At 71.0% G+C, this 11,160-nt stretch carries 12 protein-coding genes; 9 read left to right on the forward strand and 3 right to left on the reverse strand.

Translation table 11 applies throughout. The annotated features are described in order from the left end of the window. Positions 1-63: 63 nt before the first annotated feature. From QRN26_RS13180 to QRN26_RS13195, 4 genes are all read left to right on the forward strand, one after another. A complete protein-coding gene (locus QRN26_RS13180; protein ID WP_056012508.1) occupies positions 64-837 on the forward strand; it encodes a PspA/IM30 family protein in 774 nt (257 codons plus the stop codon). 84 nt (positions 838-921) lie between these two features. Further along, entirely contained in the window at positions 922-1,782 is an 861-nt protein-coding gene (locus tag QRN26_RS13185) for an arginase family protein (RefSeq protein ID WP_056012511.1), read from the forward strand. Beyond that, positions 1,779-3,194 (forward strand): dihydrolipoyl dehydrogenase family protein, encoded by a 1,416-nt coding sequence (locus tag QRN26_RS13190; RefSeq protein WP_285037163.1) that lies wholly within the window; start codon positions 1,779-1,781, stop codon positions 3,192-3,194. Before QRN26_RS13185 ends, QRN26_RS13190 begins: the two co-directional genes overlap by 4 nt. Beyond that, complete coding sequence (locus QRN26_RS13195) at positions 3,191-3,598, forward strand: hypothetical protein (RefSeq protein ID WP_056781768.1); 408 nt, start codon at positions 3,191-3,193, stop codon at positions 3,596-3,598. The genes QRN26_RS13190 and QRN26_RS13195 overlap by 4 nt, the downstream gene beginning before the upstream one ends. Before the next feature lie 26 nt (positions 3,599-3,624). Here the strand turns inward: QRN26_RS13195 and QRN26_RS13200 are convergent, their stop codons facing one another. Continuing rightward, positions 3,625-4,080, reverse strand: coding sequence for an SIP domain-containing protein (locus tag QRN26_RS13200; RefSeq protein ID WP_285037164.1), 456 nt, complete (start codon positions 4,078-4,080; stop codon positions 3,625-3,627). 273 nt (positions 4,081-4,353) lie between these two features. On the opposite strand from QRN26_RS13200, the gene QRN26_RS13205 reads away from it, so the two are divergent. Genes QRN26_RS13205 through QRN26_RS13225 form a run of 5 tightly spaced genes read left to right on the forward strand, consistent with a single transcriptional unit; the run spans position 4,354 to position 9,289 of the window. Continuing rightward, complete coding sequence (locus QRN26_RS13205) at positions 4,354-5,862, forward strand: ABC transporter substrate-binding protein (protein ID WP_285037165.1); 1,509 nt, start codon at positions 4,354-4,356, stop codon at positions 5,860-5,862. Then, positions 5,859-6,818, forward strand: coding sequence for an ABC transporter permease (locus tag QRN26_RS13210; protein ID WP_285037166.1), 960 nt, complete (start codon positions 5,859-5,861; stop codon positions 6,816-6,818). The genes QRN26_RS13205 and QRN26_RS13210 overlap by 4 nt, the downstream gene beginning before the upstream one ends. After that, positions 6,815-7,726 carry an ABC transporter permease gene (locus QRN26_RS13215; RefSeq protein WP_285037167.1) on the forward strand — a complete coding sequence of 304 codons (912 nt, stop codon included), beginning with the start codon at positions 6,815-6,817 and terminating at the stop codon, positions 7,724-7,726. The genes QRN26_RS13210 and QRN26_RS13215 overlap by 4 nt, the downstream gene beginning before the upstream one ends. Further along, the gene (locus QRN26_RS13220) at positions 7,723-8,511 is read left to right on the forward strand and encodes an ATP-binding cassette domain-containing protein (RefSeq protein WP_056012528.1); all 789 of its coding nucleotides are present in this window, start codon (positions 7,723-7,725) and stop codon (positions 8,509-8,511) included. Before QRN26_RS13215 ends, QRN26_RS13220 begins: the two co-directional genes overlap by 4 nt. Then, positions 8,504-9,289 (forward strand): ABC transporter ATP-binding protein, encoded by a 786-nt coding sequence (locus tag QRN26_RS13225; RefSeq protein ID WP_285037168.1) that lies wholly within the window; start codon positions 8,504-8,506, stop codon positions 9,287-9,289. The genes QRN26_RS13220 and QRN26_RS13225 overlap by 8 nt, the downstream gene beginning before the upstream one ends. Before the next feature lie 72 nt (positions 9,290-9,361). Here QRN26_RS13225 and QRN26_RS13230 read toward each other — a convergent pair whose 3' ends face one another. Further along, complete coding sequence (locus QRN26_RS13230; RefSeq protein ID WP_285037169.1) at positions 9,362-10,315, reverse strand: oxygenase MpaB family protein; 954 nt, start codon at positions 10,313-10,315, stop codon at positions 9,362-9,364. 76 nt (positions 10,316-10,391) lie between these two features. Then, positions 10,392-11,153, reverse strand: coding sequence for a class I SAM-dependent methyltransferase (locus tag QRN26_RS13235; protein WP_285037170.1), 762 nt, complete (start codon positions 11,151-11,153; stop codon positions 10,392-10,394). Positions 11,154-11,160 lie beyond the last annotated feature (7 nt).

The raw sequence follows: 11,160 nt of genomic DNA on the forward strand, positions 1-11,160 counted from the left end.
TCAGACCCCAGTGTCCGAGACGAACCCAACCGATCCAGCAGGACCAGAGAGAGGAACCACACCATGGCAGAGAAGCAGTCCATCTTCGGACGCATCGCCCAGCTGACCAAGGCCAACATCAACGCGCTGCTCGACTCCGCCGAGGACCCGCAGAAGATGCTCGACCAGATGGTCCGTGACTACACGAACTCCATCGCCGACGCCGAGAGCGCGATCGCCGAGACCATCGGCAACCTCCGTCTCCTCGAGCAGGACCACCAGCAGGACGTCGAAGCGGCCTCGGAGTGGGGCACGAAGGCGCTGGCCGCGAGCCGCAAGGCCGACGAGTACCGCCAGGCCGGCAACAGCGCCGACGCGGACAAGTTCGACAACCTCGCGAAGATCGCCCTCCAGCGTCAGATCGGCGCGGAGAACGAGGCCAAGCAGGCCGAGCCGCAGCTCGCGTCGCAGACGAAGGTCGTGGAGCAGCTCAAGAACGGCCTCAACGGCATGAAGTCGAAGCTCGAGCAGCTGAAGACGAAGCGCAGTGAGCTCGTCGCCCGCGCGAAGACCGCCGAGGCGCAGCGCAAGGTCGCGGATGCGGTCGGCAGCATCGACATCATGGACCCGACGAGCGACCTGAGCCGCTACGAGGACAAGATCCGTCGCGAGGAGGCGAAGGTGCTCGGGCAGCAGGAGCTCGCCGCCTCGAGCCTCGACGCGCAGTTCAACGACCTCGAGGACCTCGGCGAGCTGACCGAGGTCGAAGCCCGCTTGGCCGCACTGAAGAGCGGCGCTCCGTCGTCGCCCGCGATCGAGTCCTCGGGCCCCGAGTTCACGCCGAACGCCGGTCGGTAACGACGACCCGACGGGCCCCGGGGCCACCCAGGGCCCGTCGCCATCGCCCCACGCACCGTCGCACCACCCCCAGGAAGGCACCGCATGACGCAGTTCGTCGTCGTACCCCAGTGGCAGGGCTCCGGTTCGTCCAGGGCCATGCAGTTGATCGATGGAGCCGAAGCGATCCGCGGAGACCTGCCGGTCGCGGCGACCACCCTCGTCCACGTCCCCGCCGAGGCGGGAGAGGCCCTCGACACCGGCATCCGGCGGGCCAGTTCGCTGGCGACGACCGTCGGCCTCCAGCGGCAGGCGCTCGCGGGGATCGACGAGCCGGTCATCACCATCGGCGGGGACTGCGGCGTCGAACTCGCCTCCGTCGGCGAAGCCCTCCGGCGCGACCCCGGGATCGCGGTGGTCTGGTTCGATGCGCACGGCGACCTCAACACCCCGCTCAGCTCACCCTCCGGCGCGTTCAGCGGCATGGTGACGCGGGCGCTCACCGGAGAAGGCGCGGCGATGCTGTTGCCGGAGGCGCCGCTCGACCCCGAGCGGCTGGTCCTCGTCGGCGTGCGGGATCTCGACGACGGTGAGCTCGCGCACATCGAGGAGCGCGGCATCCCGATGGTCTCCTCGGTGATGACGAGCGCGGCCGAGGTCGTCGCGGCCGTCGAGGCGACCGGTGCCGAACGGGTCTACCTCCACGTGGACGTCGACGTCCTCGACCCCTCCGTCATCGCCGGCGTCAGCTCGGCCGTCCCGTTCGGTCTGGAACTCGGCACCCTGATGGAGTCCATCACCGCCCTGCGCGCCCGCTTCGGCTTCGCCGGTGCCGGCGTCACCGGTTTCTCCCCCGCCACCCCGGAGGCCGCGTCCGACGACCTCGGCACCATCCTCCGCATCATCGGCGCGATCAGTCGCGACCCGAATCCGAACCGCACCAACCCGACAGGAGTCACCCCATGAGCCGTACCGTCGATCTCGTCGTCATCGGAGCCGGACCCGTCGGCGAGAACGTCGCCGACTACGCCCACCGCGGCGGGCTCAGCGTGGTCGTCGTCGAGAGCGAACTGGTCGGGGGTGAGTGCTCCTACTGGGCCTGCATGCCCTCGAAGGCGCTCATCCGCTCGGGGGCGGCACTCCGAGCCGCGAAGCGCACCGGCGGGTCCATCCCCGAGGACACCGCACTCGACCCGCTCAAGGTCCTCGCACGCCGCGACTCGTTCACGAGCGACTGGTCGGACGCCGGTCAGGTCGAGTGGCTCGAGGGGGCCGGCATCGAGCTGGTCCGCGGGCACGGCCGCCTCACCGGTGAGCGCGAGGTCACCGTGACGGCAGCCGACGGCACGACGACCGTCCTCTCGGCGACCCACGCCGTCGCCGTCTGCACCGGATCCGCCGCCCTCCTCCCCGACATTGCGGGACTGGCCGAGGTGCGCCCCTGGACGAGCCGTGAGGCGACCAGCGTGCAGACCCTGCCGAGCTCCGTCGCCTTCCTCGGGGGCGGGGTCGTGGCCGTCGAACTCGCGACCGCCTATCGCTCGCTCGGCGTCGACGTGACCCTCGTCGCGCGCAGCGGTCTGCTCGGCGCCAACGAACCCTTCGCCGGGGAGCTCGTCGAATCGTCCCTCCGCGAGCTCGGCGTGACGATCGTGCACGCCTCCCCCACCGCCGTGTCGCGGGCCGACGGCGGTGCCGTGACGCTCGAGTTCGACGAGCACGACGCCGTGACCGCCGACGAACTCGTCGTCGCCACCGGCCGGACGCCGCGGACGGACGATCTCGGACTCGAGACCGCGGGGCTCGAACCGGGCGCGTGGATCGACGTCGATGACCAGCTCCGGGTGCCGGGTAGCGACTGGCTGTACGCCGTCGGCGACGTGAACCACCGGGCGCTCCTGACGCACCAGGGCAAGTACCAGGCACGTGCCGCCGGCGCGGTCATCGCCGCGCGGGCGAACGGCGAGGACGTCGACACCAGCCCGTGGAGCGACCACGCGGCGACCGCCGACCACCGCGCCGTGCCGCAGGTCGTCTTCTCCGAGCCCGAGGTCGCCGCCGTCGGGCTGACGGCCAAGCAGGCCGAGCAGGCGGGGATCGACCACCGGGTCGTCGACTACGACCTCGGTGGCATCGCAGGCTCGAGCCTCCACGCGGACGGCTACACCGGGCAGGCGAGGATGGTCGTCGACGAGGAGCGCGGCGTGATCGTGGGGATGACCTTCGTGGGCCAGGACGTGGCCGAACTCGTCCATGCGGCGACCATCGCCGTCGTGGGCGAGGTGCCGTTGCACCGGCTCTGGCACGCCGTGCCGTCGTACCCGACGATGAGCGAGATCTGGTTGCGACTCCTCGAGAGCTACCGGAGCGGTGCATGACCGATCGGTCGGGGGACGCGGCGCGGAGCAGGCGGTCCGGAGGACCGTGGCTCGACTCGCCCGTGAGCCGCCTCGGGTACTGGTACGCCACGCTCACGGGCCTCGTGTGGGGCGCGATCTGGAGCACCGGTCCCGTGGAACGACGAGGCGGGATGATCGTCTTCCGCGGCATGCCCTCGTGGACCTTCGGGCGCGGCGGATCCTGCGTCGGCGGGGTGTACCTCACGGACCGGAACGTGTCGACGCGCGTCCTGGAGCACGAGGCGGTGCACAAGCGTCAGTGGCAGCGCTACGGGATGCTCTTCCCGCTCATGTACGGCATCGCCGGGCGTGACCCGCTGCGGAACCGGTTCGAGATCGAAGCCGGCCTCGAGGCCGGCGGATACCTGCCGAAGCGTCGCTGAGCCACCCGTCGTCGCGGCGGAGCCGGTCAGTGCGAGGCGCGCTCCTCCGAGCGGCGACGCAGGCGTGCGTCCATGCCGGCCAGGGTCATGCGGAGGTCGTTGCGGAGACCCGTGAGGTGCTCCGTCTCGCCGCCGATCCACACGTGGTATTCGGCCGACTCGTGGCCCTCGACGTCGAGCATCTCGCTCGCCCAGGCCCGGGTGGCGCGCGCAGCCGCCTGGCCACGGGCGCAGCTCGCGCCGGTTCCCGGCTCACCGGAACGGGCCGCGCGGACGAGCCAGGTCACGACGACGCGACCGGGTGACTGCAGGGTGGCGATGGAGGCGGCGTCGTCGACCTCGACGAACACCTGGCCACGGGCGCAGATCGGCAGGAGGGCGAGTACCTCGGACAGCTCTCCGATGGACGACTCGTCGCCCGCCAGCAGCACGTGCCGCGCGTCGGCGACGGCGAATTCCGCCGGATCCTCGAAATAGCTCACGCGATCAGTATAGGCATGCCTAAGCTCACTTCCGTCCCGTCCGAGGCGGATTCCGAGCCGGTGGAGCACATCACGATCCGATCACTCTGTGACGCCCGCCGACCACCTGGCTGGCACCCCCTCACCGACCCGGGTACGCTCGCTGGAGCCCCAGCGAAGCGGCTTTTCCGGACGCGGTCCACTATCCGTCCGGCCGACGCGGGAATCCCCGCTGCCCGGAACCGGTTGTGCGTCTCAGATGCCTGCCACCCTGCATCCCCCGAAAGGACCACCATGCGTCATCGTCAGCTGCGTCGTCAGCTCCTCACCGCCGCGATCGCGGTCACCGGCGCCGCGCTCGTCCTCACCGGTTGCGCCGGCCCCGCCGCCACACCGACGCCCGATGCCGACGCCAGCCTGCGGGTCGGCCTCGTCCTCGAGCCCTCGGACCTCAACATCCGCACCACCTCGGGCGCCGCGCTCGACCAGATCCTCATCGACAACGTCTACCAGGGGCTCGTCTCGCGCACCGAGGACAACCAGATCGTCGACACGCTCGCCAAGAGCCACGAGATCAGCCCCGACGGCCTCACCTACACCTTCGTCCTGCGCGACGGCGTGACCTTCCACGACGGCGCGACGATGACCGCGGCCGACGTCGTGAACTCCATCACCCAGGTGCAGCAGGACCCGTCCTTCGTCGACAACGTGGCGCTGCAGAAGCTCGCCACGATCACCGCCGTCGACGACACGACCGTGCAGCTGCAGCTCACCTCGCCCGACTCCAACCTGCTCTGGACCCTGACCGGTCGAGCAGGACTCGTCCTCCAGTCCGGCGCCGACAACGACCTGTCGACCACCGCGAACGGCACCGGCCCGTTCACCCTGAAGACCTGGAAGCAGGGCGACAGCATCACCTTCGAGCGGTACGACGGTTATTGGGGCGACGCCCCGAAGGTCAAGGAGGTCGTCTTCAGCTACATCCCCGACGCCGCCTCCGCCGTGAACGCGACCCTCGCGGGCGAGCTCGACGTGCAGACCGCGCTCGACGCGAACCTCAAGGACCAGATCACCCGTGCCGAGGGCTTCACGGTCACCGAGGGCAAGACGACCGACAAGTACACCCTCGCCTTCAACAACCAGCGTGCACCCCTCAACGACCCCCTGGTCCGCCAGGCCCTGCGGACGGCCATCGACCACGCGGCCATCGTCGAAGCCGTCGGCGGCGCAGCGGTCGAACAGTACGGGCCGATCCCGGAGCTCGACCCCGGGTATGAGAACCTCAAGGAGCTGGTGGACTACGACCCCGAGCAGGCGAAGGCGCTCCTCGCCCAAGCCGGCCAGGAGAACCTGTCCCTGACGCTCACGATCCCGAGCTTCTACGGCACCTCCGTCGCCAACGTCCTCGTCTCCGAGTTCAAGGCCATCGGCGTCACCCTCACGGTGAACAGCGTCGAGTTCCCCACCTGGCTGAACGACGTGTACACGAACAAGGACTACGACCTCAGCTACGTGAACCACGTCGAGTCGCGGGACTTCCAGAACTGGGCGAACCCGAACTACTACTTCGGCTACGACAACGCGCAGGTCCAGTCGCTCTATGCTGAATCCGTAGCGGCGACCGATCCGGCCGTCGCAGCCCAGAAGCTCAAGGAGGCGGCGTACCTCGTGTCGAAGGACAACGCCGCCGACTGGCTCTACACCGCGATCACCCTCACGGTGGTGCGCGACGGCGTGACCGGCTTCCCCGTGGACTCGGTCAACTCGCGCATCAACCTGGCGAAGGTCGCCGTGACCGGGTGACCCGGTTCCTCCTGACGAGGCTCGTGCTCCTCCTCGTCGGGCTCCTCGCCGCGAGCGCCCTGATCTTCTTCACCATCAGGGTGCTCCCCGGCGACGTCGCCCAGGTCATCGCCGGGACCGATGCGACCCCCGAGGCGGTCGCCGCGATCCGCGACCGGTTGGGACTCGGGCAGCCCGTGCTCCTCCAATACCTGGACTGGATCGGCGGGCTGCTCCGCGGCGACCTCGGGAACTCCCTCGTCACGGGCACCCCCGTCGCGAGTGAGCTCGCCGAGAAGGCGCAGGTCACGGTGCCGCTCGGCCTCATGGCCCTCGTCATCGCCCTCGCGTTCAGCGTGCCGCTCGGTGTGCTGGCGGCGGTACGACGCACGCGCGCGACCGGCACGATCATCTCCTTCGCCTCGCAGGGGCTCGCCGCCGTCCCGGTCGTCTGGGCCGGCATGATGCTCGTGCTCCTGTTCGCCGTCGTCCTCGGTTGGTTGCCCGCGCAGGGCTTCCCCCGCGCCGGGTGGGACGACCCGCTGGCGGCCGTCCGCTCCCTCCTCCTCCCGGCCCTCACGATCGGTGTCGTCGAGGGCGCCGTCCTCCTGCGCTTCGTGCGTTCCGCCGCGCTCGACGCCATCGGCCAGGACTACGTCCGGACCGCGGCCGCCAAGGGGCTGACGCGCTCGCAGGCGCTCGTCCGCCACGGGCTGCCGAACGTCGCCCTCTCGGTCGTCACCGTGCTCGGGCTCCAGATCGCCGGCCTCATCGTCGGGAGCGTCATCATCGAACAGCTCTTCACCCTGCCGGGGATCGGCCGCATGCTCGTCGCGGACGTCGGCAACCGTGACCTCGTGAAGGTCCAGGGTGAGCTCCTCGTGCTCACGGGCGTGGTCCTCGTGATCGGGGCCGTCGTGGACGTCGTCCATCGGCTGGCCGACCCGCGCCTCCGGGAACGGGAGCGAGCCGCATGACCGCCCGTCAGGCCGAGCGGTCGCGTCGCGCGGGAGCGGCCGGACTCCGCGCCCTCCTGGGCAGCCCCGCCGGGGTGTTCGGGCTCGCGGTCGTCGCCCTGCTCCTCGTGAGCGCCGGCGTCTCCCTCCTCTGGACACCGCACGACCCACAGCTCACCGACCCGTTCTCGAAATGGCTGTCCCCCTCACCCACCCATCTCCTCGGGACGGACGAGGTCGGGCGGGACATCTTCAGCCTCCTCCTCGTCGGAGCCCGTGTCACCGTGGCCGTGGCGATCGGTTCCGCCGCGGTGTCGACCGTCATCGGGGTCGCACTCGCCGCCCTCGGCTCGTTGACGCGGCGGTGGGTGCGGGAGACGGTGGCCGTCCTCATCGACATCCTCATCGCGTTCCCGACGCTGCTCATCGCCATGATGATCGCCTCCGTGTTCGGCGGCTCACTGTGGGTCGTCGTCTGGGCCGTGGGGATCAGCTTCGGGGTGAACATCGCCCGCGTGACCCGCCCCGAGATCCGCCGCGTCTCGAACAGCGAGTACGTGCTCGCGGGGAAGGCCGCAGGACTCGGCCCGTTCCGGAACCTCACCCGCCACCTCCTCCCGAACGTCGCGCCGGTGTTCATCGTGCAGTTGTCCTGGTCGATGGCGGTCGCGGTCCTGGCCGAGGCGGGCCTCTCCTACCTCGGGTACGGTGCGCCCTCCAGCGTCCCGTCCTGGGGGCGCATGCTCAGCGAGCTGCAGACCTACCTCGCCGTGCACCCGCTGTCCGTGCTGTGGCCGGGGCTCGCCATCACGATCACCGTCCTCGGTCTCAACCTCCTGGGCGACGCCCTGCGCGACGCGACCGATCCGACCCTCGGCCGGCGTGGGCCCGCCTCGACGCCCACCTCACCGCAGGGGGTGACCGCATGAGTCTCGACGTCGAGGACCTCGTCATCACGCTCGGTGGCCGCCGCGTCGTCGACGGGGTCGGGTTCAGCGTGCCGGACGGCGCCCGCTTCGGCATCATCGGCGAGTCCGGGTCGGGGAAGTCCTTGACCGCGCTCGCGATCCTCGGCCTGCTCCCCGACGGCGCGACGGTGAGCGGCAGCATCCGGTGGCAGGGCGAGGAACTCGTCGGCCGCGACGACCGCGAGCTCGCGAGGATCCGCGGCCGGGAGATCGGCATCGTGTTTCAGGAGCCGCGGACGGCGCTCAATCCGATCCGGACGATCGGACGGCAGATCGGCGAACCACTCCGCATCCACGAGGGCGTGTCGAAACGGGAGGCGCTCGCCCGAGCCGTCGACCTCGCCGCACGGGTGCGACTGCCCGAGCCCGAGCGCATCGTCCGCCGTTACCCGCATCAGCTCTCCGGCGGGCAACGGCAGCGGGTCGCAGCGGCCATCGCCCTCGCCTGCGGTCCGTCGCTGCTCATCGCGGACGAACCGACCACGGCGCTCGACGTCACGATCCAGTCGGAGATCCTCGGCCTCTTCGAGCGCCTCGTGAGCGAGACGGGTGCGTCACTCGTCTTCATCACGCACGACCTCGCCGTCCTGTCCCGGATCGCGAGTGAGGCCGTGGTGCTCGCGCAGGGGAAGGTCGTCGAGGCAGGACCCGTCGCGCGCCTGCTGTCTGCTCCGGAATCGCCCGTGACGCAGCGACTCCTGGCGGCCGCGAAGACGATGAGCTGGAAGGGCGAGGACGATGACTGAGCCGCTGCTGCGCGCCCAGGGTGTCGGCCGGGTGTACACGAACCCGCGGGAATCCCTCTTCCAGCGCCCCAGCCGCACGGTCGCGCTCCACCCGAGCGACCTCGTCGTCGCTCCCGGGGAGGCGGTCGGGATCATCGGGGAGTCCGGGTCGGGGAAGTCGACGCTCGTGCGACTCCTCCTCGCGCTCGACACCCCGAGCTCCGGCTCGGTCGAGTTCGACGGCCGCCCGGTGAGCGCCACGGCGAGCGCCCGCAGCCTGCACTGGTTCCGGCGGCAGACCGGTGTGGTGTTCCAGGACCCCTACGCCTCCCTCGATCCGCGGATGCGGGTGGGCCGGATCGTCGCCGAACCGCTCGAGGCGCTCGGGATCGACGGCGATCACCGTTCCCGGGTCGGCGAGGTGCTGCGCCTGGTCGGGCTCGATGCGGACGCCGCCGACCGCTTCCCCCACGAGTTCTCGGGTGGGCAACGGCAACGCATCGCCCTCTCCCGCGCCATCGTGCACCGCCCGCGGCTGCTCGTCGGCGACGAACCGCTGAGTGCGCTCGACGTCACCGTCCGCGCGCAGATCCTCGATCTGCTCGGCGGGCTCCGCCAGGAGCTCGGCCTGGCGATCGTGCTCGTCTCGCACGACATCGGCGTGGTGCAGCATCTCTGCGAACGGGTGGTCGTCATGCGCGACGGGGCGATCGTCGAGGAGGGTCCCGTGTCACGAGTCCTCAGTCGGCCCTCGCACCCCTACACGACGCAGCTGCTCGCCTCGGTCCCCCGTCTCTGACGCCGTCCCGGTCCTGAGCCCCCATCCCGGTCCCTGAGCCGCCGTCCCGGTCCCTGAGCCTGTCGAAGGGCGTCAAGCGGACGGGTCGGCCAGTCGTCGGTGGCGGCGCAGGGCCGCGCGCTGGCTGGGTGACTCACCGTGGAGCACGAGGCCGACGACCCAGAGGACGACTCTCGTCGCGGTCACGACCGGCAGCGGGATCGGGCCGAGGTGCGCCTTCCGGAGCCCGAGGATCCGGCGGTACTCGGGCGGGAGCGTCGCGACCGCTCCGGCGAAGAGGACCGAGTACGCGGGGAGCAGCGAGCGGTCGAGCGGCGGCCGACGGAGGAACGCCAGGGTCTCATCCACCCGCGGTCCGCCGGTGAGTTCACCCCGGTCGAGATACCCGCGCAACTGTCGGGCCAGCTCGGCCTCGGAGCGCGGCGGGTCGACGACACCCATCAGCTCGCCAGCGAGTGCCCAGTCGGCGACGTAGGCGTCCGCGCCGCCCGGGATCGGGCCGCCCCAGGTCTGTCGCACGCTCAGGAACGCGTCGGTGAACGCCAGGTGGACCCACCGCAGGAGGTCCGGGTCGTTGGCCGCGTACGGGCGCGTCGCCCCGTGGGCGTCCAGGTACTCGCCGACGACGCGTTCGTGGAGCTTCAGGACGTAGTCGCTCGTCCGCCGGGCCGTGCCGCGGTCGCCGTAGGTGACGGTGAAGATCCAGCGGATGGTCCCGTCGAGCCGCCCGAGCGGATCCTCCCGGTAGCGGGACCAGTCGTGCACCCCGGCCAGGGCTCCCGGGTGGGCCGCCTGCAGGAGCAGGGCCCGGAGGCCGGCGACCATGGTCTCGACGCCACCGTGGACGACCCAGGCGGCGGAGCCCGGCGTGAAGTGCCCGGTGTCGGTGCCGTCCTCGAGGTCGAGCGTCCACTGCGGTGGGCGATCCTGCTCCACCGCGAAGACCGCGAGGATCCGCGAGCGGAGCCCGGCGAGCAGTCGGGTGCGTATCCGCGAGACCGGTCGTCGCCCCGTGCCGGTGTCCACCACCCGATCGTCCTCCACTCGCTGTCACCACGAGCCTATGTCGGGATGCCGCCGCCCCCACCCGTAGGAGGCTCGATCACCGGACGGGCTTGCGCGCTTCGATCAGGGTCCGTGAGGAGTGTGCGACGAACGGACCGTCCTGCAGGGACCGGTGCAGTTCCTGCAGCCGGTCGAGGTACCGAGCGGAGGTGAACCCCGGCACCATCCAGATCACCTTGCGCAGGAACCAGACGATCGCCCCGATGTCGTGGAACTCGATGCGCAGGCGTTCCGTCCGCAGCTCGACGATCTCGAGACCCGCCGCTCGGGCTCCTGCGGCCTCGTCGTCAGGGTGCCGACCGCGACGCACGGCCTCGGGCTGCGGGCCGGGGAAGGCCTCGACGAGCTCGAACACGCTCGCCGGTCCGACGTGCTGGGCGAGGTAGCTTCCACCCGGCGCGATCACCCGCGCCACGTCGGTCCAGTCCACGGCGACGGGGTGCCGGCTCGACACGAGCGCGAACGAGTCGTCGGCGAACGGCAGTGGAGCGCCCTCCTCCGTGCGCACGACGACGACGCCGCGCGGGTGCAGGCGGGCGGCGGCGCGGGCGAGGTTCGGTGGCCAGGACTCGGTGGCGGCGGCGAGCGGCGGCAGCACCGGCGCCGTGTCGAGCACCTCTCCCCCGCCGGTCTCGAGGTCGAGCGAGGACGGGACACCCGCCAAGCGGCGGCCGAGCAGCTCGGCGAACCGCCACGACGGACGCTCCTCCGTGGCTCGACCGTCGAGCCAGGCGAAGTCCCACCCGTCGACCGAGGCGGCATCAGCCTCGGCGACGAGCTCGTCGAACGAACGCGACATGGTCTGC

This window comes from Plantibacter sp. ME-Dv--P-095 (assembly GCF_030209365.1).
Taxonomy (GTDB): Bacteria; Actinomycetota; Actinomycetes; order Actinomycetales; family Microbacteriaceae; genus Plantibacter.